This window comes from Actinokineospora pegani (assembly GCF_009745975.1).
Taxonomy (GTDB): domain Bacteria; phylum Actinomycetota; class Actinomycetes; order Mycobacteriales; family Pseudonocardiaceae; genus Actinokineospora; species Actinokineospora pegani.
The window spans coordinates 53,367-77,011 of the sequence record NZ_WHOL01000056.1; the positions used below are offsets into that span (position 1 = coordinate 53,367).

The 23,645-nt window shown below is 72.8% G+C and carries 18 protein-coding genes, 1 pseudogene and 1 CRISPR repeat array (1 of these 20 only partly in view); of the genes and pseudogenes, 12 read left to right on the forward strand and 7 right to left on the reverse strand.

Going from position 1 to position 23,645, the window contains the following annotated elements; genetic code table 11:
• Positions 1–318: a CRISPR direct-repeat array (repeat unit 29 nt; unit sequence GTCTTCCCCGCGTGAGCGGGGCTGTTCCC) (it extends 933 nt beyond the left edge of the window).
• 251 nt (positions 319–569) lie between these two features.
• Positions 570–1,433: a S1C family serine protease gene (locus GCL84_RS06095; RefSeq protein ID WP_156754367.1), complete on the reverse strand. Its 864-nt coding sequence runs from the start codon at positions 1,431–1,433 to the stop codon at positions 570–572.
• A gap of 79 nt (positions 1,434–1,512) precedes the next feature.
• Here GCL84_RS06095 and GCL84_RS06100 point away from each other — a divergent pair, with 79 nt between their 5' ends.
• Positions 1,513–3,588 carry a S9 family peptidase gene (locus GCL84_RS06100; RefSeq protein ID WP_156754368.1) on the forward strand — a complete coding sequence of 692 codons (2,076 nt, stop codon included), beginning with the start codon at positions 1,513–1,515 and terminating at the stop codon, positions 3,586–3,588.
• On the opposite strand, the gene GCL84_RS06105 is transcribed toward GCL84_RS06100, so the two are convergent.
• From GCL84_RS06105 to GCL84_RS06115, 3 genes are all read right to left on the reverse strand, one after another.
• On the reverse strand, positions 3,566–4,441 hold the full coding sequence (locus tag GCL84_RS06105; RefSeq protein ID WP_156754369.1) for a helix-turn-helix domain-containing protein: 876 nt from the start codon (positions 4,439–4,441) through the stop codon (positions 3,566–3,568). The two genes, GCL84_RS06100 and GCL84_RS06105, sit on opposite strands and share 23 nt — an antisense overlap.
• Before the next feature lie 101 nt (positions 4,442–4,542).
• On the reverse strand, positions 4,543–5,496 hold the full coding sequence (locus tag GCL84_RS06110; protein WP_156754370.1) for an LLM class F420-dependent oxidoreductase: 954 nt from the start codon (positions 5,494–5,496) through the stop codon (positions 4,543–4,545).
• Positions 5,497–5,549: 53 nt separating this feature from the next.
• The gene (locus GCL84_RS06115) at positions 5,550–6,758 is read right to left on the reverse strand and encodes a bifunctional folylpolyglutamate synthase/dihydrofolate synthase (protein ID WP_197523044.1); all 1,209 of its coding nucleotides are present in this window, start codon (positions 6,756–6,758) and stop codon (positions 5,550–5,552) included.
• Between the two features lie 25 nt (positions 6,759–6,783).
• Here GCL84_RS06115 and GCL84_RS06120 point away from each other — a divergent pair, with 25 nt between their 5' ends.
• From GCL84_RS06120 to GCL84_RS06145, 6 genes are all read left to right on the forward strand, one after another.
• A complete protein-coding gene (locus GCL84_RS06120) occupies positions 6,784–7,404 on the forward strand; it encodes a cyclodeaminase/cyclohydrolase family protein (RefSeq protein ID WP_197523045.1) in 621 nt (206 codons plus the stop codon).
• A complete protein-coding gene (locus tag GCL84_RS06125) occupies positions 7,397–8,242 on the forward strand; it encodes a bifunctional 5,10-methylenetetrahydrofolate dehydrogenase/5,10-methenyltetrahydrofolate cyclohydrolase (protein ID WP_156754373.1) in 846 nt (281 codons plus the stop codon). The genes GCL84_RS06120 and GCL84_RS06125 overlap by 8 nt, the downstream gene beginning before the upstream one ends.
• A gap of 126 nt (positions 8,243–8,368) precedes the next feature.
• Positions 8,369–9,715, forward strand: a complete 1,347-nt coding sequence (locus tag GCL84_RS06130) for a pyridoxal phosphate-dependent decarboxylase family protein (RefSeq protein ID WP_156754374.1) — start codon at positions 8,369–8,371, stop codon at positions 9,713–9,715.
• Positions 9,712–10,989, forward strand: a complete 1,278-nt coding sequence (locus GCL84_RS06135) for a lysine N(6)-hydroxylase/L-ornithine N(5)-oxygenase family protein (RefSeq protein WP_407924370.1) — start codon at positions 9,712–9,714, stop codon at positions 10,987–10,989. Before GCL84_RS06130 ends, GCL84_RS06135 begins: the two co-directional genes overlap by 4 nt.
• Positions 10,986–12,749 carry an IucA/IucC family protein gene (locus tag GCL84_RS06140; protein ID WP_156754375.1) on the forward strand — a complete coding sequence of 588 codons (1,764 nt, stop codon included), beginning with the start codon at positions 10,986–10,988 and terminating at the stop codon, positions 12,747–12,749. The genes GCL84_RS06135 and GCL84_RS06140 overlap by 4 nt, the downstream gene beginning before the upstream one ends.
• A complete protein-coding gene (locus GCL84_RS06145) occupies positions 12,746–14,104 on the forward strand; it encodes a type I glutamate--ammonia ligase (protein WP_235926026.1) in 1,359 nt (452 codons plus the stop codon). The genes GCL84_RS06140 and GCL84_RS06145 overlap by 4 nt, the downstream gene beginning before the upstream one ends.
• On the opposite strand, the gene GCL84_RS06150 is transcribed toward GCL84_RS06145, so the two are convergent.
• Together GCL84_RS06150 and GCL84_RS06155 are read right to left on the reverse strand one after the other, a co-directional pair.
• Positions 14,101–14,529, reverse strand: coding sequence for a hypothetical protein (locus GCL84_RS06150; RefSeq protein ID WP_156754376.1), 429 nt, complete (start codon positions 14,527–14,529; stop codon positions 14,101–14,103). The genes GCL84_RS06145 and GCL84_RS06150 overlap by 4 nt on opposite strands.
• 216 nt (positions 14,530–14,745) lie before the next feature.
• Positions 14,746–16,080: a GAF domain-containing protein gene (locus GCL84_RS06155; protein ID WP_156754377.1), complete on the reverse strand. Its 1,335-nt coding sequence runs from the start codon at positions 16,078–16,080 to the stop codon at positions 14,746–14,748.
• A gap of 107 nt (positions 16,081–16,187) precedes the next feature.
• On the opposite strand from GCL84_RS06155, the pseudogene GCL84_RS06160 reads away from it, so the two are divergent.
• Positions 16,188–16,982: pseudogene (locus GCL84_RS06160) on the forward strand (IS5 family transposase); the annotation flags it as partial.
• Positions 16,983–17,155: 173 nt separating this feature from the next.
• Here the strand turns inward: GCL84_RS06160 and GCL84_RS30790 are convergent.
• A complete protein-coding gene (locus GCL84_RS30790) occupies positions 17,156–18,103 on the reverse strand; it encodes a cold-shock protein (RefSeq protein ID WP_156754378.1) in 948 nt (315 codons plus the stop codon).
• Between the two features lie 260 nt (positions 18,104–18,363).
• Between GCL84_RS30790 and GCL84_RS06170 the strand changes: the two genes are divergently transcribed.
• The 4 genes from GCL84_RS06170 to GCL84_RS06185 all read left to right on the forward strand — a co-directional run bounded on the left by GCL84_RS06170 (position 18,364) and on the right by GCL84_RS06185 (position 23,642).
• Entirely contained in the window at positions 18,364–19,146 is a 783-nt protein-coding gene (locus tag GCL84_RS06170; RefSeq protein ID WP_156754379.1) for a TIGR03084 family metal-binding protein, read from the forward strand.
• Entirely contained in the window at positions 19,143–20,813 is a 1,671-nt protein-coding gene (locus GCL84_RS06175) for an acyclic terpene utilization AtuA family protein (RefSeq protein WP_156754380.1), read from the forward strand. Before GCL84_RS06170 ends, GCL84_RS06175 begins: the two co-directional genes overlap by 4 nt.
• Positions 20,810–21,955, forward strand: a complete 1,146-nt coding sequence (locus GCL84_RS06180; protein WP_268891330.1) for an acyl-CoA dehydrogenase family protein — start codon at positions 20,810–20,812, stop codon at positions 21,953–21,955. The genes GCL84_RS06175 and GCL84_RS06180 overlap by 4 nt, the downstream gene beginning before the upstream one ends.
• Positions 21,956–22,043: 88 nt before the next feature.
• Complete coding sequence (locus tag GCL84_RS06185) at positions 22,044–23,642, forward strand: acyl-CoA carboxylase subunit beta (protein ID WP_197523046.1); 1,599 nt, start codon at positions 22,044–22,046, stop codon at positions 23,640–23,642.
• The last annotated feature ends 3 nt before the right edge of the window (positions 23,643–23,645 follow it).

The window sequence follows — 23,645 nt, forward strand, 5'->3', positions numbered from 1 at the left end:
GGGGCTGTTCCACTGACCACCTCCCTGCAGGAGCTGCTTGCCTTGGTCTTCCCCGCGTGAGCGGGGCTGTTCCCCTCGATCACCCCGTAGTCACGGGCGAGCTCTAGTCTTCCCCGCGTGAGCGGGGCTGTTCCCCCCACCGCGAGTCAGCTCAAGGCCGTGGTTTTGTCTTCCCCGCGTGAGCGGGGCTGTTCCGCACGCCAGCGGAAAGAATTTCGACATCACCAAGTCTTCCCCGCGTGAGCGGGGCTGTTCCCGGGTGCACGCCCACGAGAAGCCGGAGCGGGTGGTCTTCCCCGTGCGAGCGGGGCTGTTTCCGTCACCGCGGGATTGGGCCGGTTCGCCAAGAAGGCTTCCCATCCGAGCGACGCTGTTCTCCAAGCCCGCCATGCCCGCACGCAGGCCGTGCTACCTCCCCCGCGCGAGCGGGCCGTCCTCCAACCCGGCTGGCCCGCACCAAACGCCCCAAGCCCCCACCACACCAGCCCGCCCCCGACGAGACAACGTAGATCGAATGCCCATGCCCCAAGCGGCTCAACCGCATAACCACCCGACCTACGCAAGAGCGCTCAGCTAAACCGGCTCAACACCTCCTTCGCGGTGTCGATCGGAATGCTGAAGCCGATCCCCACACTGCCCGCCGACCCGTTCGAGGAAGTCACCGGCGAGTAGATCGCGGAGTTGATCCCGATGACGCGCCCAGCAGTATCAAACAGCGGACCCCCCGAGTTGCCCTGGTTGATCGAGGCGTCAGTCTGAATGGCCTTGTAGCTGACCGAGGACCCGCGGTCCGAGCTGATCGACACATCGCGGTCGAGAGCGCTGATGATGCCGGTGGTGACAGTGCCCTGCAGCCCGCCAGGGGAGCCGATGGCGATGACCTCGTCGCCGATGTGGGCCTCGGTGGAGTCGCCGAGGGTGGCGGTGGGGAGGGATGAGACGCCCTCGGCTTGGAGGATGGCCAGGTCGGAGTTGGGGTCGGTGCCGACGACCGTGGCTTGGGCGGTGCGGCCGTCGGAGAAGGTCACTGTGACCTCTCGGGCGCCTGCGACGACGTGGTTGTTGGTCAGGATGCGGCCGTCGGTGGTGAGGATGACTCCGGAGCCGAGGCCCTGGGCGTTGCCGGTGCGCACGGTGATCTGCACGACCGTCGGCATCACCTTGTCGACGACGGCGGCCACGTCGGTGGCCGTCGTGGAGGACGCGGGGGCGGCGATGGGCGCGGCCGTCGGTGCGGCGGCACCGTCGTGGCCGATCAGTGCGCCGGTGGCCCCGCCGACCAGGCCGGCGCCGAGCACGCCCGCCGCGACCAGGGCGACCGCGCCCCGGCGGAACCGGGTCGGCGGCTTGGCGGCCTGCTGCTGGTAGAAGGGCTGCTGGGTCGGGGCGCCGTAGTGCGGCTGCTGGGGTTGGCGTGGTGCGGGGGTCGTCATGCCATGGACTCTGGGGCCGGAGGATGTGAGCAGCCTGTGCGCCAGCGGAGGAGAACCCAAGAACGGTTAGGTTGGGGCGGTGACGAGTGACACCTTCCTCCGCCTGCAGGCGCGCACCCAGCGCTTCACCCTCGGCTCCCCCCGCGACTTCCACATCGCCGCGGACGGCAGCCACGTCCTGTTCCTGCGGTCCTCCTCCGGCGAGGACCGCACGCACGCCCTCTGGGTGCAGGACCTCGCCACCGGGCAGGAGACCCGGCTCGCCGACCCGGCCGCGCTGCTCTCCGGCGGCGCCGAGGAGCTCTCCGCCGAGGAGCGGGCCCGCCGCGAGCGGTCCCGACAGCAGGGCGCGGGCGTCGTCGGGGTCGCCACCGACGCCGCCGCCCGGGTCGCCGCGTTCTCCCTGTCCGGTCGCCTGTTCGTGGCCGACGCGCTGACCCGGGAGACCCGCGAGCTGACCACCGACACGCCGATCATCGACCCGCGCCCCAACCCGGCGGGCACCCGCGTGGCCTACGTCGCCGGGGGTGCGCTGCGGGTCGTCGGCATCGACGGCGCCGACGACACCGTGCTCGCCGCGCCGGACAGCGACGAGGTGACCCACGGCCTCGCCGAGTTCATCGCCGCCGAGGAGATGAACCGCTCCCGGGGCTACTGGTGGTCCCCGGACGGCGAGCGGCTGCTGGTCGCGCGCGCCGACAAGACCCCGGTGCGCCGCTGGCACATCGCCGACCCGGCCAACCCCGCCGCGGCGCCCTCGGTCATCGCCTACCCGGCCGCGGGCACGCCCAACGTCGTGGTCACCCTCGAGGTCATCGGCCTCGACGGCGCCCGCGTCCCGGTCGACTGGGACACCGAGGCCCGGCCCTACCTGGTCACCGCGCACTGGTCCGGCCGCGGCCGCCCGCTGATCGCCGTGCAGTCCCGCGACCAGCGCACTGTCGAGGTCCGCGCGATCGACCCCGACACCGGGGCCACCGAGCTGGTCCACACCGAGACCGACGACACCTGGGTGGAGGTCACCACCGGGGTCCCGGCGTGGTCCCCGGACGGCGAGCTGGTCCGGGTCGCCGCGCACGACGGCGCCAACCGGCTGTTCGTCGGCGACGCGTGCGTCAGCGGCGACCTGCAGGTGCGCTCGGTGCTGGACGTGGGCGACGACGTGCTGTTCACCGCCTCGGCCGAGGACCCCACGCAGGTGCACGTCTACACCTCCGGCCAGACCCCCACCCGGGTCTCGGTCGAGGACGGCGTGCACGCCGCGACCCGCTCGGGCGGCACGACCGTCGTCGTGTCCTGGTCGCTGGGCTGGTCGGGCCCCCAGGTCCGGGTGCTGCGCGACGGCGTGGAGGTCGGCCGGGTCACCAGCCTGGCCGTGCGGCCCGACCTCGTCCCGGAGGTGCGGCTGCTCACCGTCGGCGAGCGCGGGCTGCGCGCCGCCCTGCTCTACCCGACCGGGCACGTGCCCGGCACCAAGGTCCCCGTGCTGCTCGACCCCTACGGCGGCCCGCACGCCCAGCGCGTGCTCTCCACCCGCAACGCCTACCTGATGCCGCAGTGGCTGGCCGACCAGGGCTTCGCCGTGCTCATCGCCGACGGCCGGGGCACCCCCGGGCGCGGGCCGGAGTGGGAGCGGGCCATCCACCACGACCTCGCGGGCGTGACGCTGGCCGACCAGGTCGACGCGCTGCGCGCGGTCGCCGCCGAGCACTCCGACCTGGACCTGGACCGGGTCGCCATCCGCGGCTGGTCCTACGGCGGGTACCTGTCGGCGCTGGCCGTGCTGCGCGCGCCCGAGGTCTTCCACGCCGCGATCTCCGGGGCCCCGGTGACCGACTGGACCCTCTACGACACGCACTACACCGAGCGGTACCTGGGCCACCCGGACGAGCAGCCGGAGGTCTACACGCGCAACTCGCTCATCGACGACGCCCCCGGCCTCGACCGGCCGCTGCTGCTGATCCACGGCCTCGCCGACGACAACGTGGTGGTCGCGCACTCGCTGCGGCTGTCGTCGGCGCTGGTCGCGGCGGGCCGCCCGCACACGCTGCTGCCGCTGCCCGGCGTCACGCACATGACGCCGCAGGAGGACGACGTCGCGGAGAACTTCATGACCCTGCAACTGCGCTGGCTCAAGGACGTCCTTGGCGCGTGAGGACCGTCCGAACAGGCCGGTCGTGGTCTGCGGCGATCCGGTTCATCAGGTTCACCGAATCGGAGTCATCCAGCGCGGCGGCGGAGATGGTCGCGGTGATCGCGGTGAACACCTCGACCGGGCCCGGGGTGTCCAGGAAGCCCGACGACCCCTCGTGCTCCAGGTACACCAGCGGGGTCGCCTCGCGGAAGCGCAGCACCGAGAACCGGCCCGGGTTGCGGTAGCCGCCGTGGCGGAACGGCACCACCCGCACCGAGATGTGCGGCTCGGCGGCCCGCGAGACCAGCCAGCGGATCTGCTCGGCCATCGCCGCGCCGCCGCCCACCGGCCTGCGCAGCACCGCCTCGTCCAGCAGCGCCGCGTACCGGGGCGCGCTCAGCCGCGACAGCACCCCCTGCCTGGCCACCCTGGCCGACACCCGCTGCTCGGGCGCCTGCCGGTCCGGCGCGTCGGCCACCGCGTCGGCCTGGGTCAGCAACGCCCTGGCGTACGCGCCGGTCTGCAGCAGGGCGGGCACGGCGGTGGGCGCGAAGTCCAGCACGGCGCTGGCCTGCGCCTCGAACCTGGCCAGCACCGCGGGCTCGGGCGGCAGCCCGAGCCAGCCGGGCAGCGGCAGCTCCCCGGCCAGCTCCAGCACCGCGTGCCGGTCCCGGTCCGTCGCGCCGTAGACGGCGAGCATCCCGCCCAGCTCCTCGGTGGAGGCGGCCCGCTTGGCCTTCTCGGTGCGGTTGAGACTCGCCGAGGAGATGCCCAGCGCCCGCGCCGCGACCCGGGTGGTCATCCCGGAGCGCGCCCGCAGGTCGGTCAGCTCACCGGCCAGCGCCCGCATCCGCGCGGGCAGTCGATCGCTCATGCGCTCAACTGTGGACACCCGGGCCGGGGCGGGCAACCAGCACCGGCGGGGGACGCGTTCGGGGGAGTGAAATCCGTCGGTGGGTTGTGCTAGGGCGTGTCCTAGTGCTTGGGGGACAACGCCCGCACCAGGTCCACCGGGTCCGCCCCGGTGGGCAGCACGGCGATGACCGGCGTGGTCAGCCCGTTGTCCACGTAGGACTGGATCTTCTCCCGGCAGGCCGCGGGCGAGCCGTGCACGATCAGGTCGTCGACGACCTCGTCGGGGATGGCGGCGTTGGCGCCCTTGCGGTCGCCCGCGGCCCACAGCTCGTGCATGGGGCGCAACAGCTCGCCGCGGCCGAGCCAGTCGTGGAACGCGGCGTAGGCCGGGACGGTCAGGTAGCTGCTGATCAGCAGCCTGCCCAGGCCGCGCGCGGCGTCGGCGTCCTCGGTCGGGCAGACGAACACCCGCGCCACCAGCTCGGTGTCCGGCCCGGTCTCCGCGCGCACGGCAGGCACGTCGGACGGGGCCAGCCAGTTGGTGATCGCGCCGTCGGCCTCGCGGGCGGCCAGCCGCAGCATCCCGGGCCGCAGCGCGGCCACCATGATCCCCGGCGGGGTGTTCGGCGGGCGCTCGAGCCGGAACTTCGAGACCGAGAACGTGTCGTAGTCCGCGCTCACCTTCTCCCCCGCCAGCGCCGAGCGCAGGAACCGCAGCGTGTCGCGGGTGCGCTTGAACGGCTCGGTGAACTCGGCGGCGTTCCAGCCCCGCACGATGGTCGGCGAGGACGTGCCGATGCCCAGGGTGAACCGGCCGGGGGCCAGCTCGGCGATCGTCGCCGCCTGCATCGCCAGCAGGCCGGGGCCGCGAGTGTAGACCGGCACGATCGCGGTGCCCAGCCGCAGCTCCGGCGCCCACTCGGCGGCCAGCGCCAGCGGCGTGAACGCGTCGGCGCCCGCGGTCTCGGCGGACCAGGCGTCGGTGTAGCCCAGGTCGGGCAGTTCCCTGACCAGGTCCCGGTGGGCGGCCAGGGGCACCCCCGTCAGCGGGAGCGTGATACCCCAACGACTCATCCGACCTCCTCGTCAGCGCCTGCCCCCCGACCCTACCGGGAAGTAGCGGGAATTCACCCGACGAGCAGCGCCCGCGCCCGCCCTACCAGGTAGAGCGACCCCGTCACCAGCCGCACCGGTTCCGGCCTGGCCCGCAGCGCGTCCAGCGCGTCGACCAGCCCCGGGCGCGCCTCCACCGAGGCGAACCCCAGCCCCCGCGCCCGCTCGGCCAGATCCCCGGCGGGGACCGAGACCTTGCCCAGGTCCCCCACGACGGTGAAGTCCGGGACGATCAGGTGCGCGGTGACCGGCAGCAGGGCCCGCAGCGCGGCGTCGAGCTTGGCGGGCGGGGCGCTGAGCAGGTTGGCCAGGACCGCCGCGGACCGCACCCCGTCGACCGCCAGGCTCGCCCGCAGCGCGGTGAGCTTCTGCGGGTTGTGGGCGCCGTCGAGCAGCAGCCCCGCCACCCGCTCCAAGCGCCCGGGCGGCTGCGCCGAGACCAGCGCGGGCGGGTCCAGGTCGCGCCCGGCCACCAGCGACGCGGCGGTCCTGGCCACCGACCAGTTCGCCCGCTGGAACAGCGGCAACTCCTCGGGCCCGTCCCCGCCCGCCACGACCAGCCGCGCGCCGACCCGCTCGGCGTGCGCGCGCACGACGGCCATCGCGGCCGGGTCCTGCGGGGCCAGCACGACGTCGTTGCCCGCGTGCGCGATCCCGGCCTTCTGCGCGGCGATCTCCGACAGCGTCTCGCCCAGGACCTCGGTGTGGTCCAGGCCGATCGCGGTGATCGCGCACACCTTGTCGGCCCTGGTGACCGTGTTCGTCCCGTCCAGCAGCCCGCCCAGGCCGGTCTCCACCACCGCCACGTCCACGCCCACCTCGGCGAAGGACCAGAAGGCGAAGGCGATGAGCACCTCGAAGTAGGTCAGCGGCACCGCGGCCGCGGCCACCCTCGGCAGGAACCGCGAGAGCAGGTCCAGGAAATCGCGCTCCGGCAGCGGGGCCCCGCCCACCTGCACCCGCTCGGTCAGCGACGTCAGGTGCGGGGAGACGGTCAGCCCGGTGCGCAGCCCGGCGTCCTCGAGCATCGCGCGGGCGAAGTACGCGGTGGAGGTCTTGCCCGACGTGCCAGCCACGTGCAGCACCCGCACCGCGTCCTGTGGCGAGCCCACGGCCCGCAGGAAGGCGGTGAGCCGGTCGAGGTCGTACCCCGCGCGGAGGGACGTGGTGTTGGCGACGAACCGGAGCAGTTCGGCCTGCGCCTCGTCGAGGGAGGTCACCATGCCCGCTCCCGTACTATCCGGGGCCATGAAGGAATCCACAATCGGGTCGTGGCTGGCCGACCTCGGCGATCGTACCCCGACACCGGGCGGGGGCGGCGCCGCGGCGCTGCTGGCCGCCACCGGGGCGTCGCTGGTCGGCATGGTCAGCTCCTACACGACCGGCGGCAAGTGGGCCGACCGCGAGGAGGACATGCTCAAGGTCAAGGCGGAGGCGGACCTGCTGCGCGACCAGGCGCTGGCGCTGGCCGACGCCGACGCCGACGCGTTCGCCGCCGTGGGTTCGGCCTACGGGCTGCCGCGCGGCACCGACGAGGACAAGGCCGCGCGCCGCGAGGCGATCCAGGCCGCGCTCAAGGGAGCCGCGCAGCCGCCGGTCGACACCGGGGGCGTCGCCGCCCGCGTGGTGGAGCTGGCCGAGGGCCTGGTCGAGCGGGGCAACCCGAACGTGGTCTCCGACGTGGCCGTCGCCGCGTCCAGCGCCGCCGCGGCGCTGGAGTCGGCCATCGTGAACATCGAGATCAACGCTGGGTCCATCAAGGACACCGAGGTCGTCGACGGGCTGCGCGCCGAGGTCGACAAGCTCACCGGGGCCATCGAGCGGGCCCGCCGGGTCGTCGAGCGCGTGCGGGAGGGCCTCCGTGGCTGAGTCGCTGTCCGGCAAGGCCCTCGCGGCCCAGATCCGCGCGGACGTCACCGAACGCGCGGCCAAGCTGGCCGCCGACGGGACCACCCCGACCCTGGCCATCGTCGTGGCCACCGAGGACGAGGGCACGCTCTGGTACGTGCGCTCGATCGTCAAGGCCGCGGCCAAGGTCGGCGTCGAGGCGGTCATCCGCACCGTCGGGCCGACCGCCGAGGCCATCGCCGCCGAGCTGTCCGAGCGCGCGGCCGACGACGCCACGCACGGGATCATCCTGCAGACCCCGCTGCCCGACGGCGTGTCGCTGTCCGACCTGGCGCACCTGGTCCCCGCGGCCAAGGACGTCGACGGGGCGAGCCCGGTCAGCGCGGGCAACCTGGTCATCGGCACCCCGGCGTTCGCCCCCGCCACCGCCCAGGCGTGCCTGGAGCTGCTGGCCCACCACGGCGTCTACCTCACGGGCAAGCGGGCCGTGGTCGTCGGCCGCTCCGCCGTCGTCGGCAAGCCGGTCGCGCAACTGCTGCTGCGCGCCGACGCGACGGTCACCGTCACCCACTCCCGCACGGCCGACCTGCCCGCCGTGGCCCGCACCGCCGAGGTGCTGGTCGTGGCGATCGGCCGGGCGAACTTCGTCAGCGCCGACCACGTCGCCCCCGGCGCGGTCGTCGTCGACGTCGGCACCAACACCGCCGAGGACGGGTCGCTGGTCGGCGACGTGCAGGCGTCCTCGGTCGAGCCGGTCGCCGGGGCGCTCTCCCCGGTCCCCGGCGGGGTCGGTCCGGTCACCACCGCGCTGCTGCTGCGGCACACCGTGTCCGCCGCCGAGGGCGGGTTCGACCGGTAGCCGCGGCGGGTCGGTGGTGCGGGCCAGGGCATGTCCTAGGTCACCCTCGCCCGCTGGTGATCCACTCGTATTGTCGGGTGGGGCCGCCGGTAAGGGTAGCCTCACTTCCCGACTCGAAGGGGTCCGATGACGCACGAGATCGCCGCGCTGGCCGAGCCGGACGCGGTCCGCGCGTTGGTGTCGGTCGCCCTGGACGCGCTCGCCGCCGGGGTGGCCGACCGCGGCGGCCCGCTGCCCCGGGGCGGCCCGGACGCGCTGGTCTCGGTCGACGACCCGCTGCCCGCCGCCGGCATCGGCGCCGCGGCCGCGCTGGCCGGGCTGACCCGGCGGCTGGCCGCGGGCGCCGCCGACCCGGCCGACCCGTGGTGCGCCGCGCACCTGCACTGCCCGCCGCTGGCCGTGGCCGCCGCGGCCGACCTGGTCGCCAGCGTGCTCAACCCGTCGATGGACTCCTGGGACCAGGCGCCCGCGGCCAGCAGGCTCGAGGCCGAGCTGACCAGGGGCCTGGCCCGGCTCTGCCACCCCGGCGCCGCGGCCCCGGACGCGCTGGTGACCACCGGTGGGACCGAGTCGAACCTGCTCGGGCTGCTGCTGGCCCGGGAGAACCTGGGCCCGGTCACCGTGCTGTGCGGGCGCAACGCCCACCACAGCGTCGCCCGCGCCGCCTGGCTGCTCGGCCTGCGCGAACCGGTCGCGGTGGACTGCTCCGGCGACCGCGTCGACCCGGCCGCGCTGACCGCCGCGCTGGCCGGGGTCGACGGGCCGACCGCGGTCGTCGCGACGATGGGCACCACCAACACCGGCGCGCTGGACCCGCTGCCGGAGATCACCGCCGCCGCCCGCGCCGCGGGCTCCTGGCTGCACGTCGACGCCGCCTACGCGGGCGCGCTGCTGTTCAGCGACCGCCGCCGCGACCTGGTCGCGGGGCTGGCCGGGGCCGACTCGGTGGCCATGGACCTGCACAAGTTCGGCTGGCAGCCGATCGCCGCCGGGCTGCTGACCTGCGCGGACGCGGGCGTGCTCGCCACCATGACCGCCCGCGCCGACTACCTGTCCGCCGACGACGACACCGAGGCGGGCCTGCCCGACCTGCTCGGCCGCTCGCTGCGCACGTCCCGGCGCCCGGACGCGTTCAAGATCGCCGTGACGCTGCGCGCGCTCGGCCGCTCCGGGGTCGGCGCGATGATCGACCACTGCTGCGACACCGCCACCGCCGTCGCCGCCGAGATCGCCGACCGGCCCGACCTGCTGCTGTGGGGGCCGCCCGCGCTGTCGACCGTCGTGTTCCGCCCGTCGGAGGCCGCCGACGAGGCCGTCGCCCGGTTGCGGCGCGACCTGCTGCTGTCCGGGCGGGCGGTGCTGGGCCGGGCCACGCTCGACGGGCGGCTGTGGCTCAAGCTGACCCTGCTGCACCCGCACGCCACCGCCGACGGGTACCGGCCGCTGCTCGACCTGGTCGCGGGGGCGGCATGACCGTGCGGGTCCTCGACCTGGCCGGGGTCGGCGCGGGTCCGTTCAACCTGTCGCTGGCCGCGCTGGCGTCGGGGACCGGGCTGGCCACGGCGTTGTTCGAGCGGGAGCCGGAGTTCCACTGGCACCCGGGCATGATGATCGAGGGCGCCACGCTGCAGGTGCCGTTCCTGGCGGACCTGGTCAGCCTGGTCGAGCCCGCGCACCCGCTGTCGTTCCTGAGCTACCTGCGCGACCGCGACCGGTTGTTCCCGTTCTACTTCGCCGAGAAGTTCCACATCCCGCGCGCGGAGTACGACGACTACTGCCGCTGGGCGGCGCACCGCTTGCCGTGCAACTTCTCCAGGAATGTTCGCACTGTCCGGTGGTCAGACAGGGATGAGTTGTTTGAGCTCGATGTGGACGGTGAGCGTGTTCTTGCGCGCGCGGTCGTCCTCGGTGTGGGAACAGGGGCACACGTTCCGGAACCGCTGCGGGGCATGGACCGTGTGACGCATTCCGCGCGGTACCTGGAATCCCGCGACCGGTTGGTCGCCGCTGACGACGTCACCGTCATCGGCTCTGGGCAGTCTGGGGCCGAGGTGTTCCTGGACTTGTTGCGCAGACGCGCTGGTGGGGTGCGCTGGCTGACGCGCACCCGCGCGTTCGCGCCGATGGAGTACTCGAAGCTGGGGCTCGAGCAGTTCACCCCCGACTACACCCGCTACTTCCGTGGGCTGCCCACCGCTGTCCGTGACGCTCTAGTCCCTTCGCAGTGGCAGCTCTACAAAGCAATCGATGCCGACACCATCGCTGAGATCCACGAAGAGCTCTATCGGCGCACCGTCGGCGGCGGATGGCCCTCGGCCGTGCTCGCGCCGGGCGTCGAGGTCACCGCGGCCACCGCTGTCGACGACGGGCTTGAACTGGCATTGCGCCACGTGGACCAGGGCGGTGACTTCACGCTGCGCACCTCCGAGGTCGTCTGCGCCACCGGATACGCGGAGCGGGACCTGGGCGAGCTGCTCGGCGACCTGCCCGCGCCCGACGCGTCCGGCAGGCTGGTCATCGACGCCGATTTCCGGGTGGCCCTGCGCACGGGGATCACCGGCAGCCTCTACGCGCAGAACGCGGAGAGGCACACGCACGGGGTGGGAGCCCCGGATCTGGGACTGGCGGCGTGGCGCGCCGCCACCATCCTGAACGCGGTGTGCGGGAGGGTGGTGCACCGGCTCCCGGACCGGACGGCGTTCACCACGTTCGGACTGGGCGGCGAAACCGAGGGGAGCGGTCTGTGACCGGGACGTGGCGCGAGGCGGGGTCGCTGGTGGCCCACAAGGCGCTGGGCGAGCTGAGCTACGAGGGCCTGCTGCGGCCGGAGCCCGACGGCGAGCCGGACGAGCGCGGGCACCGGCCCTGGCGGCTGGGGCTGGCGGGCGGCGCGGTCTACCGGTTCGCCGCCCGGCGCGGCGCGTTCGAGTCGTGGTCGGTGCTGGCCGGGAGCGCCACCCGCGACGGCGAACCCGTCGACGACCCGCGCGCCCTGCTGCTCGACGCCCGCGCCGAGCTGGGCCTGACCGGGTTGCGGCTGGCGGACGTGCTCTCCGAGCTGACCTCCACCGTCGCCAACGAGGCCGCGCGCCTCGACCGCGCCGTCACCGCCGCGGAACTGGTCGACATCGACTACGACAGCGCCGACAGCCACCTCACCGGCCACCCGCGCATCCTCGTCAACAAGGGGCGCGTCGGCTTCTCCGCCGCCGACCGCGCCCGCTACGCCCCGGAGTCCGGCGCGACCTTCGCCCTGCCGTGGCTGGCCGTGCACCGCGACCACGCGTCCTTCCGCGGTGTCGAGGGCCTGTCCGCCGACGGGCTGCTGACCGAGGAGCTCGGCCCCGAGCTGCTGGCCGCGTTCCGGGCCAAGCTCGACAACCCTGACGACTACGTCCTGGTGCCCGTGCACCCGTGGCAGCTCGACGACGTCATCGGCGTGCTCTACGCCGCCGAGATCGCGGAGGGCTCGGTGGTGCTGGTGGGGGAGAGCACCGACCACTACCGCCCGCACCAGACCGTGCGGACCCTGGCCAACGCCACCGACGCGGTCCGCCGCGACGTCAAGACGGCCGTGTCGGTGCGCAACACGCTCGTCTACCGGGGACTCGCGGCGGCGGCGACGCTGGCCGCGCCGGAGGTCACCACGTGGCTGCGGCGGGTGCACGAGTCCGACCCGCTGCTGCGCGACGAGTACCGGTTCGACCTGCTCGGCGAGGTCGCCAGCGTGTCGGTGCGGCACCCGGTCTTCGGCGCGGTCGACGAACTGCCCTACCGGTTCCACGAGACGCTGGGCGCGTTGTGGCGCGAACCGGTCCGCACCACCCTGGAGCCGGGGGAGAGGGCGCTGTCCTTCGCCGCATTGCCCTATCGCGGCCCGGATGGTGTCTCAGTCGTCTCTTATCTGATCGAGTCATCGGGGCTGTCGGCTGACGAGTGGATGGGGCATTTGCTCGACCTGGTGCTCACACCATTGCTGCACTGGCTCCTGGAGCACGGTGTCGGCTTCTGCCCGCACGGCCAGAACCTCATCCTCGTCACCGATGAGGAAGGGGTGCCGCTGCGGGTCGCCATCAAGGACTTCGCGCAGGGCGTCGACCTGTTGGACGAGGAGCTGCCCTCCTACGCGTGGCTGGGCGCCGAGGCGAACGCGGACATGCTGCGCTGGCCCGCGCACCTGTTGGTGCAGTCGCTGTTCAGCTCTGTCTTCGCGGGGCAGTTGCGGTTCATCGCTGAGGTCCTCTACGACGACTTGGACTACCCGCGCGCGCGGCTGTGGGAGCAGGTGCGCCAGATCGTCGGCCGCTACCGCGACGCGCACCCGTCCTCGGCCGCCCGGTTCGACGCGTGCGGGCTGTTCGCCCCCGACCTCGAACGGGTCTGCCTCAACCGAGAGCACCTCGCGGGCGAGGGATTCGACAAGGTCGACCGCGACGACGAGTTCGACGTCCGCTTCGGCCGCGCCCCCAACCCGCTGGCCGGTCCCGACCCCGAGGGGGCGTGGTGATCCTCGACCACCGCAGGCCCGTCGGCCCGCGCACCCTGGCCGACCGCGCCCGCAAGGCCTCCGCCCTGTCCGGGGTGCTGCGCGACGCCGTGTCCGCGGGCGAGGTCCGGCGGATCGCCTGCCTCGTGCCCGACCCGCACGCCCGCTTCGACGCGGTGGAGCTGGGCGCGACGTTCTTCGTCGACACCGTCCTGGCCTCGGGCTACGGCATGTGCGCCTACCTGTTCGGCACCGACGCCGAGCGCCGCGTCATCAACGCCCACGCCGTCGACCAGTTCCTCGGCGGCTACGGCGACCTGCGCCTGCGCCCCGACCTGGCCACCCTCGCCCCGCTGCCGGGCCGCGCCGGGGTGTGGGCCGTGGTCTGCGACGTCGAGTGGCCCGACGGGCGCCCGGTCCCCGAGGCCCCGCGCACCTTCCTGCGCGACCAGCTCACGGCGTTGGAGCAGGTCGGAGTGGTCCCCTCGGTCGGCATCGAGCACGAGGTCACCTTCACCGAGCCGGACGGCACCCCCCTGGTCCGCGACGGCCTGGACTACTCCGTGCAGGCCCTGAGCCCGCTGCGCCCCCTGCTGTCCCGAGTGGACGAAGCCCTCGACGAACTGGACCTGGGCCTGGAATCCGCCCGAGGCGAGGTCCACCCCGCCCAGTACGAGTACGTCCTCCGCCACCGCGACGCCCTGGCCGCCTGCGACGACGCCATGCTCCAGCAGATGGCCATCCGCTCCACCGCCGCGGCCGCGGGCCTGCGCGCGGGCTACCTCGCCGCCGAGTCCCCGGACACCGGCAGCTCCTGCCACGTCCACCTGTCCCTGGCAGACCCCAACGGCGCCCCTCTCGGCGCGGGCTCCCGCCCCACCGAGCTGTCCACCCTCTTCGGCCACTTCCTGGCCGGGGTCCTGCGCGCGGCCCCGGACCTCACCCCCTTCTGGGCCCCCACCTGGAACTCCTACGTCCGCCTGCGCAACGCCCCGTTCTCCCCCCGTGTGATCAGTTGGGGCATCGACAACCGCACCGCCTCGGTGCGCATCGCGGGCCACGGTCCCACCCTCCGCGTGGAAGCCCGCTTCGCGGGCGCCGACGCCCAGGTCCACCAGGTCGTGGCCGCTCTCATAGCCTCCGGCCTCTCCGGCGTCACCGACCGCCTGGACCCCCCACCCGAAGGCCGGGTCCAAGGCGACCTGGCCCGAACCCCCTGGGACGCCCAAAACCGCCTGGCCACCTCGAAACTGGCCCCCACCCTGCTGGGCGAGGCCGTCGTGGAGCACAAACTCGCCATCTTCACCGAGGAGATCAACCAAGCCATCGACGCCGTGACCCCCTGGCACCGAGCCCACGGCGACCTGCGCGCCTAGCCGATGCCGTGCCAACGGCCACCGCGCCAACTGGAGTACTCCTGCGCCACCTCGGTGACAAGGTCTCGCCAGCCGCTGGGGGTGGCCGGGAACCGGCGGTGGCGGGGCGAGATCAGCCAAGCCCGCGCCTGCTTGTCGACCACTAGGAGGACAACAGCGCGGAACTCGTCGTAGTCGTGCGTGACCGTCCAGAGCAGGCCGAGGGTGTACCGCCGAGTGACCAACCGCGGGCGCGCCAAGTCCAGGTCGTCAGGCCCGCGCTGATCCGAGTGCCACAGCGGCGTGATGCCGAGGCCACCGGTGTTGATCTCGGTGGGTTCCCGGGAGTGCTGGGTCAATTGGAAGAACGACCGACCGGTCCACCGGCGGAGCTTGTGCAGGACGCGCGTTCGGCGAACCGACCACCGCAGATCGCGGGACGCCATGCGGACGATCTCTCGCGTTCGCGCCAACGCGCTCGCCTGGCCAGTGCCCATGCCTGCGCCCCCTGCCGATGGTATGACCTGCGGAGGGTACGGCTGGGAATGGCGTAGACGTGCCACCTTGACCGGTTCAAGCCACGGCCATTCGGCCACTGAGGTTCGGCTGGGCGGGACACGGATTGCTTTCCGTCTCCGCCCTACGGGTTCTCCGGTACTGGCTTACGGTGCGGGAGTTTCTTCAGCCTGTCGTATGCGGGCGGGCCCGCGGTTGACGTAGGCGGCCAGGCCGCCGAGTTCCTCGCTGGCGATGAACGCCGTCCGCACGGTGAGGATGGCTTCCTCGACGTGGGCGGGGCAGCCCCATGCCGCGTCGCCCCACGAGTCGGCGACCTTGAGTTCGGCCGGTGCGGTGCACCCGTCGCCACCACCGAGTTGGCAGTGCTCGGGGTGGGGCAGGGCGGCCTGCGCGGCCGCGGCGGCGCGCATCCGGGTGTTCAGGTCCGCGGCGGCGGCGGCGCGCTGCTCGGCCTCGGCGCGCAGTTCGCGCTCGGTGCCGATCGCCTTGGCCAACTCGGCGTGCGCCGCCTCGGCGCGGGCTTCGGCGTCTCGCCGGGCCTGCTGGTCGTGGTGGCGCTCGATGGCCAGGGCCGCGGTGCCCGCGAAGACCCGGGCGAGGGCGAGGTCGGAGTCCTGGGGGACGCGCGGGACCCGGTGGTACATGGCGAAGGTGCCCAGCAGGCTCCCGTCGCGGGCCAGGATCGGGGTGGACCAGCAGGCGGCCAGGCCCGCCTGGTCGGCCAGGCCCCGGAAGTCGTCCCAGAACGGGTCGGTGGCGATGTCGGTGACGATCACCGGTTCCCGCCGGTGGGCGGCCGTGCCGCACGAGCCGACGCCCTCGCCGGTGGCGATCCCGTCGATGGCCTCGTTGTAGAAGTCGGGCAGGCTGGGCGCGGCCCCGTGGCGCAGGCGCAGGCCGTCGGGTTCGGCGAGCAGGACCGAGACGAGCACCTCCTGCGGTGCGAGGTTCTCGATGCAGCGGGCCATCCCGTCCAGGACCTCGGTCAGCGGTGCCTGCCGGGCGATCTGCTCCAGCAGGGCGCGGTGTTCGGCCATCAGCCGCTGGGCGTGCTTGACCTGGGTCGTCTCGACGCCGATCACCCGGATGCCGGTGACGGCGCCCTCGGCGTCGCGGCGCGGGTCGTAGGTGAGGTCGAAGAACGCCTCCCGGGCCTGCGGTCCGGTGCCGAGCACGACCCGGACATCGCGACCGGTGTAGGACTCACCGGTGCGGTAGACCTGGTCGAGGAGGGCGATGAACCCCTGACTGGCCAGTTCCGGCATCAACTCGACGAGCGGGACCCCGGTGCGCGCTCGCTGCTCGCCGATCGCGGCGAAGAACGCCGGGTTCGCCGTCTCCACCAGGTGCGTCGGCCCGGCGAGCGAGGCGAACACGGCGATGGACTGCCCGAACAGGACCCGCAGGTCCTCCGCCTCCTCCTGCCCGGCATCGGCGAGCCGCGCGGCGAGGGGGTGCTGGCCTGATGCCGCCGTCATGGTGTGGTCCGTTTCCGTCGGTGGGGCTTCACCTTAGACCCGGTCTCAAAACTTAAGGGTGTGTCACTGCGTAACCTGCCGGTCCTGGTCGTCGATCGTGGGCAGTCATGGCGAAGACGACGCAGCAGCGGCGGGTCGAAGACCGACTCCGGGAGCTGATCGAACCCCTGATCCGTCCCGACCAGCGCCGCGCGGTCCGGGTGGGCGGCCCCGGATCGATGACCGTGCCGCGCTAGAGGGGATCTTGTTCGTGCTCGACACCGGCTGCCGCTGGCGAGACCTACCCGAGCAGCTCGGATGCGGTTCCGGGCACACCGCGTGGCGGCGGTCACGTGAGTGGCAGGACGCCGGCGTGTGGGACCGGCCGCACCAGCTCGTGCTCGACGAGCTGTCCAACATCGACGAGCTCGACTGGACCAGAGGCTGCATCGACGCGGTGTCGGTGCGGTCGAAAAGGGGGGCGAGCTGACCGGCCGCAGCCCCACTGACCGGGGTGAAGCCGGCTCCAAGTACCACGTTCTGTGCGACGCGAACGGGCTACCGCTGCACATCATGTTGTCGGCGGCAAACACCCACGACAGCCTGCTGTTCGAGCCGCTGCTGGACACGAACCCGACCGTGCGCGGCCACCACGGCCGGGCGGGCCGGCCACGATGCCGACCGGACAAGCTGCACGTCGACAAGGGCTACGACTACCGCCGCTGCCGCCGCTACCTGACCCGCCGCGGTATCAAGGTCCGTATCGCCCGGCGCGGGATTGAGGGCAAGTCCCGCCTCGGCCGGGTCCGCTGGGTCGTCGAACGCACCATCTCCTGGCTGCTGCGGTTCAACGCCTCGGGCTGCGTTACGACCGGACCGAACGCACCACACTGGCGCTACTCACGCTGGCCTGCACCGTGGTCAACGTCCGCCCTTCTGAGCGCGGAGCAGGTCCTCGGGTCGGCACGGGGCCCCGTCACCACGAGGGAGATCGATCTCCGGGAGGAGGCTGCAGCCGCGTTGCTGACGGCACCATCGACGGGGATGAACGAGCACTCTCGTCGGGAAGTGGTCAGCCATCGGCGGGACCGCCTCTTCAGAGGCGTTCGATGCGGTCGGCCTGCGGGCCCCGGTCGCTCTGACGCACCGCGTACCGGACCCGGTCACCCTTCTGCAGCGGCTCCGACCCCATGATCACGGACACGTGGGCGAAGAGATCGTCGCCGCCTGCGTCCGGGGTGATGAAGCCGAAGCCGCGGTCGCCGTCGTAGCGCGCGACGACGCCCTCGCCGCCTCGTACGGGCACGTCCCGCGCGGCCGGCCCTGCGGCCGCGGCAGGTGCCGACCGCTGCGGCGCCGTCTGGGGCTCGGCGCCCCGGACCAGGTGCACGTCGCGGGCCTGCGGGCCCTTGTCTCCACTAGCCACCTCGTAGGCGACGCGGTCGCCCTCCGCGAGCCACGTCAGCCCCTCGGCCAGGGCCCGGGCGTGAACGAAGATGTCCCCGGCGCCGGAGTCGGGGTTGATGAAGCCGAAGCCCTTGTCCTCGTCGTACCAGGCCACCGTGCCGTCGGCACCGTCCGCGGTACCAGCCGCAGCGGGTGAGCCGGCCCCTGCTCCCAGCGGGATCACGTGCCCGGCCTGCGGGCCGCGCTCGCCTTCGACGATCAGGAAGGCCACCCGCTGCCCCTCGGTGACCACGCCGCCGGTCACGATGGCGGAGCTGTGCACGAAGATGTCGGCGCCGCCGCCGTCCGGCGACGCGAAGCCGTACCCCTTGCCCGGCTCGTACCAGTTGACGGTGCCGAGCAGGCCCACGGCGCTGCCGGTGGCCGCATCGGCGGTGACGCGAACGCGCAGCGCCTGGGGCCCGCGGTCGTTCTCGCCGACCTCGAACACGACGGCCTGACCCTCGCGGAGCATTTTCGCGCCGCCGTCCTCGACGATCTCGGAGGCGTGCACGAACACGTCCGGCGAGCCGTCCTCGGGCGCGAGGAAGCCGAAACCCCGTTCGGCGTCGAACCAACGGACGGTCCCTTGCGGCATCAAAGGCTCCAGGTCGAGAGGGCGGGCACTGGCCCCCAGTCTCTCTGACGGACTTCCGGTCCGTCGGGCCGGGCCCACAGGCGGGCGGTGCGGAGCCAGGGGCGGGCCGTTGGTTCACCTAGCGACACGCCGAGTTTTGAGACCAGGTCTTGATGTCGGGAAGGCGATCGGGCGCGCGATGGTCCTGTCCACGAGATCAAGACAAAAACAATCAAGCATGAATGCTTGCTTTCGCTGTCGTCCCGTGCCACGGTGAACCCGTGGTCGACCTCAGCGCACTCCTCGCGGACCTGCGGGCCGAATCGGACGAACTCGACTCCTGGGTCGCGGACCTGCCCGCCGACGCCTGGCGCACGCCCACGCCCGCCGAGGGGTGGACCATCGCGCACCAGATAGCGCACCTGGCGTGGACTGACGAGCGGTCGCTGCTCGCCGCCACTGACCCCGACGCGTTCCAAGCCGAGTTCGCTGAGGCGCTCAAGTCCGGGGTCGATCCTCAGCGCTTCGTGGACCAAGGGGCCGAAGAGGGGGCTGAGCGCGAAGACCTCTTGCAGCACTGGCGTGACAAGCGCAACGCTCTCAACGCCGCGCTTGCCGCAACACCCGCTGACGCCAAGCTGGCTTGGTACGGCCCGCCGATGAGCCCCAAGTCGATGGCCACCGCGCGGCTCATGGAGACCTGGGCGCACTCGCACGACGTCGCCGGCGCCTTGGGGGTCGCCAAGCCCGCCACCGACCGCATCCGGCACGTGGCCCACCTCGGGGTGCGCACCCGGGACTTCGCCTTCCTCGTCCGGCAGAAGCCCCCGCCGGGCCACCCCTTCCGCGTCGAGTTGATAGGACCCGGCGGCGACCTCTGGACGTGGGGCCCAGAGGACGCCCCGGACCGGGTGACCGGGACCGCGCTCGACTTCTGCCTGCTGGTCACCCAGCGGGTGCACCGGGGCGACACCTCGCTCGTCGCGACCGAGGGGGCCGAGGAGTGGTTGGGGATCGCCCAGGCGTTCGCGGGCGCGCCGGGGAAGGGCAGGGGTAAGCGGTGATCCGCGTCGGCAACGCCTCCGGCTTCTACGGGGACCGCCTCTCCGCGGTCCGCGAGATGCTCGACGGGGGCGATCTGGACGTCCTCACCGGCGACTACCTCGCTGAGCTGACCATGCTCATCCTGGGCCGCCAACGCCTCAAAGACCCCAACGGCGGGTACGCGAAGACGTTCGTGCGGCAGTTGGAAGACTCTCTGGGCACCGCCGTCGAGCGGGGCGTCAAGATCGTGTCCAACGCGGGTGGCCTCAACCCCGCCGGGCTCGCCGACGCCGTGCGCGCACTCGCGGACCGCCTCGGCCTCGTTGTCTCCGTCGCCCACGTCGAGGGGGACGACCTGCTGCCCAGGGCCGCGGAACTCGGCCTCGACGGCGCGCTCACCGCCAACGCCTACCTGGGCGCGTGGGGGATCGCGGAATGCCTCAAGGGCGGCGCGGACGTCGTGGTCACCGGCCGGGTCACCGATGCCTCGCTGGTCGTCGGGCCCGCCGCCGCGCACCACGGGTGGTCGGTCGACGACTACGACCGGCTCGCCGGGGCCACCGTGGCCGGGCACGTCATCGAGTGCGGGACCCAGGCCACCGGCGGCAACTACGCCTTCTTCACCGAGATCCCCGACCTGGCCCACCCCGGTTTCCCGATCGCGGAGATCGGCGAGGACGGGTCGGTGGTCATCACCAAGCACCCCGGGACCGGCGGCGCCGTCACCACCGGCACCGTCACCGCCCAACTGCTCTACGAGATCCAGGGCGCGGACTACCTGGGCCCTGACGTCACCACGCGGTTCGACACCATCACCCTCGCCGAGGACGGCCCGGACCGCGTCCGGATCTCCGGCGTGCGCGGTGGCCCCCCGCCGGAGACGGTGAAGGTCTGCGTCAACACCCTCGACGGCTTCCGCAACAGCGCCACCTTCGTGCTCTGCGGCCTCGACGTCGACGCCAAGGCGGACCTCGCCCGCCGCCAGCTCGAGACCGCCGTCGGCGCCGAGGGCCTGCACTGGGCCCTCGCCCGCACCGACCACGCCGACGCGGACACCGAAGAGACCGCAAGCGCTTTCCTGCACTGCGCCATCCGCACCCCGGACCCCAAGCGCGCCAAGGTGTTCTCGCGAGCGACGGTGGAACTGGCTCTTGCGAGTTATCCCGGTTTCACGCTGACAGCGCCACCGGCCGATGGGACACCCGTGGGCGTCTACCGCGCGGAGTACGTTCCCCGCGACCAGGTGACCACAGTCGCTGTGGTCGGATCGGATCGCAAAGCAGTCGAGTGGGGCCCTTCGACCTCGGTGCGGCCGCGCAGCCTTGATGAGGTCTTCCCAGCGGGTGACCACGGTCCGACCACCCGCGTCCCCCTCGGCCGCGTCCTCGGCGCCAGGTCCGGGGACAAGGGCGGGGACGCCAACCTCGGCGTGTGGTTGCGCGACGAGGCCGCCTACCGGTGGTTCGTCGGCGAGTTCGACACCGACCGGATCCGCGAACTGCTGCCGGAGACCGCGGGCCTGGACATCGAGCGGCACCTGTTGCCCAACCTCAACGCCGTCAACTTCGTCATCCGCGGCCTGCTCGGCCAGGGCGTCGCCGCGTCGACCCGGTTCGACCCGCAGGCCAAGGCACTGGGGGAGTGGCTGCGGTCCCGTGTGCACCCCGTCCCGGAGGAACTGCTGTGAACCCCTTCGACACACCGGAACGCCGCGGCCTCCGCGAGACAGTCCGGCGCTTCATGGCCTCCGACGTCCTCCCGTACCTGGACGAGTGGGAGCGCGCGGGTGAGCTGCCGCGCTCGTTGCACAAGTCCGCTGCGGCCCTGGGCCTGCTCGGCATCGGCTTCCCCGAGGCGGTGGGCGGCGAGGGCGGATCGCTCGTCGACGCGATGGTCGTCGTCGAGGAGATGCACTACGCGGGCGGCTCCGGCGGTCTGATCGCGTCCCTGCTGACCTGCGGGATCGCCGTGCCGCACCTGGCCGCCGCCGGGGATGGAGGGCAGGTGGAGAAGTGGGTCAGGCCGACCCTCGCGGGTGATCTCATCGGCTCGTTGGCGATCACCGAGCCCGACGGCGGCTCGGATGTGGCTGGTCTGCGCACGACCGCCGTGCGCGACGGGGACCACTACATCGTCAACGGCTCCAAGACCTTCATCACCTCCGGCGTCCGCGCCGACTTCGTGACGACCGCCGTGCGCACCGGCGGGGAGGGTGCCCACGGCGTCTCCCTGCTGGTGGTCGAGAAGGGCACGCCCGGTTTCACCGTCGGGCGCAAGCTGGAGAAGATGGGCTGGCACTGCTCGGACACCGCAGAGCTGTCCTACGTGGACTGCCGGGTGCCCGTGGCCAACCTGGTCGGCGCGGAGAACACCGGGTTCGCCCAGATCGCGCAGAACTTCGTCGCCGAGCGGCTGACGCTCGCGGTGCAGGCCTACGCGCACGCCCAGCGGGCGCTGGACCTGTCGTTGCAGTGGTGCCGGGCGCGCTCGACGTTCGGCAGGCCGCTGATCTCGCGGCAGGCGGTGCAGAACACGTTGACCGAGATGGCGCGGCGAGTCGATGTCGCCCGCGTCTACACGCGTGACGTCGCCCTGCGCCACCTCGCGGGGGAGAACGTCATCGCCCAGGTGTGCTTCGCGAAGAACACCGCCGTGGAGGCGGGCGAATGGGTTGTGCGTGAGGCGGTCCAGCTGCACGGCGGTCTTGGCTACATGCGCGACGCCGAGGTCGAGCGGCACTACCGGGACCTGCGCATCCTCGGCATCGGCGGTGGCACGGACGAGATCATGACCATGCTGGCCGGGCGCACGCTGGGGTTCACGGCATGACCCGGTCGGGGGATGTGGACAGTCGTTTGACGGCCTGGCCCCGGGCCGGGATCGTATGCCGTGCCAAGGAGAACGAAGGAGGTGCGCGATGACGGTGCTCAGGTCCGCTGTGGACTCCGCCGCGCCCGAGTTCCTGCACAACCGCGAGGCGATGCTGGACAAGATCGCCGCCATCGACGCCGAGCACGCCAAGGCGGTCGCGGGTGGCGGGGACAAGTACGTCGCCCGCCACCGCGAGCGCGGCAAGCTGCTGGCGCGCGAGCGGGTCGAGCTGCTGCTCGACCCGGACTCGCCGTTCCTGGAGCTCTCGCCGCTGGCCGCGTGGGGCACCGACTACCAGGTCGGCGGCAGCCTCGTCACCGGCATCGGGGTCGTCGAGGGCGTGGAGTGCGTGGTCAACGCCAGCGACCCGACGGTCAAGGGCGGGGCCATCAACCCGTGGGGCATGCGCAAGGGCTTCCGCGCCGCGGACATCGCCGCGCAGAACGGGCTGCCGACGATCAACCTCGTCGAGTCCGGCGGCGCCGACCTGCCCACCCAGAAGGAGATCTTCATCCCCGGCGGGCGGACCTTCCGCGACCTGACCCGCTCCTCGGCGGCCGGGGTGCCCACGGTGGCGCTGGTGTTCGGCAACTCCACCGCGGGCGGGGCGTACCTGCCCGGCATGTCCGACCACGTCGTCATGGTCGAGGACCGGGCCAAGGTGTTCCTCGGCGGGCCGCCGCTGGTCAAGATGGCCACCGGCGAGGAGTCCGACGACGAGTCGCTGGGCGGGGCGCGGATGCACGCCTCGGTCTCCGGCCTGGCCGACTACCTCGCCGCCGACGAGCGCGACGCCATCCGCCTCGGCAGGCGGATCATGGCCCGGCTCAACTGGCGCAAGAAGGGCCCCGCCCCCAGCGCCGACTACGCCGAGCCCGAGCACGACGCCGAGGACCTGCTGGGCATCGTGCCCACCGACCTCAAGACCCCGTTCGACCCGCGCGAGGTCATCGCCCGCGTCGTCGACGGCTCCGACTTCGACGAGTTCAAGCCGCTCTACGGCGCCAGCCTGGTCACCGGCTGGGCCCGGTTGCACGGCTACCCGGTCGGTATCCTCGCCAACGCCCGCGGCGTGCTCTTCTCCGAGGAGTCGCAGAAGGCCACTCAGTTCATCCAGTTGGCCAACCAGGCCAACACCCCGCTGCTGTTCCTGCACAACACCACCGGCTACATGGTCGGCAAGGAGTACGAGCAGGGCGGCATCATCAAGCACGGCGCCATGATGATCAACGCGGTGTCGAACTCCAGGGTCCCGCACATCTCCGTGCTCATGGGCTCCTCCTACGGCGCGGGCCACTACGGCATGTGCGGCCGCGCCTACGACCCCCGCTTCCTGTTCGCCTGGCCCAGTGCCAAGTCCGCGGTCATGGGACCGCAGCAGCTCGCGGGCGTGCTGTCGATCGTGATGCGCGCGGGCGCCGAGGCCAAGGGGCAGCCGTACAACGAGGAGCACGACGCCGCCATGCGCGCCATGGTCGAGAACCAGATCGAGGCGGAGTCCCTGCCCACCTTCCTGTCCGGGATGCTCTACGACGACGGGATCATCGATCCCCGCGACACCCGCACCGTCCTCGGCATCGCCCTCTCGGCCATCCACACCCAACCCGTGCGGGGCGCCGAGTCCTTCGGCGTCTTCCGGATGTGACCG

Excerpts from the sequence above, each read along its gene's own strand:
- GCL84_RS06135 (WP_407924370.1), top strand. The coding sequence starts at position 9,712 with ATGACCGTGCGGGTCCTCGACCTGGCCGGGGTCGGCGCGGGTCCGTTC.
- GCL84_RS06130 (WP_156754374.1), top strand. The coding sequence starts at position 8,369 with ATGACGCACGAGATCGCCGCGCTGGCCGAGCCGGACGCGGTCCGCGCG.
- GCL84_RS06110 (WP_156754370.1), bottom strand. The coding sequence starts at position 5,496 with ATGAGTCGTTGGGGTATCACGCTCCCGCTGACGGGGGTGCCCCTGGCC.
- GCL84_RS06120 (WP_197523045.1), top strand. The coding sequence starts at position 6,784 with ATGAAGGAATCCACAATCGGGTCGTGGCTGGCCGACCTCGGCGATCGT.
- GCL84_RS30790 (WP_156754378.1), bottom strand. The coding sequence starts at position 18,103 with ATGCCGCAAGGGACCGTCCGTTGGTTCGACGCCGAACGGGGTTTCGGC.
- GCL84_RS06095 (WP_156754367.1), bottom strand. The coding sequence starts at position 1,433 with ATGACGACCCCCGCACCACGCCAACCCCAGCAGCCGCACTACGGCGCC.
- GCL84_RS06105 (WP_156754369.1), bottom strand. The coding sequence starts at position 4,441 with ATGAGCGATCGACTGCCCGCGCGGATGCGGGCGCTGGCCGGTGAGCTG.
- GCL84_RS06115 (WP_197523044.1), bottom strand. The coding sequence starts at position 6,758 with ATGGTGACCTCCCTCGACGAGGCGCAGGCCGAACTGCTCCGGTTCGTC.
- GCL84_RS06150 (WP_156754376.1), bottom strand. The coding sequence starts at position 14,529 with ATGGCGTCCCGCGATCTGCGGTGGTCGGTTCGCCGAACGCGCGTCCTG.
- GCL84_RS06155 (WP_156754377.1), bottom strand. The coding sequence starts at position 16,080 with ATGACGGCGGCATCAGGCCAGCACCCCCTCGCCGCGCGGCTCGCCGAT.
- GCL84_RS06185 (WP_197523046.1), top strand. The coding sequence starts at position 22,044 with ATGACGGTGCTCAGGTCCGCTGTGGACTCCGCCGCGCCCGAGTTCCTG.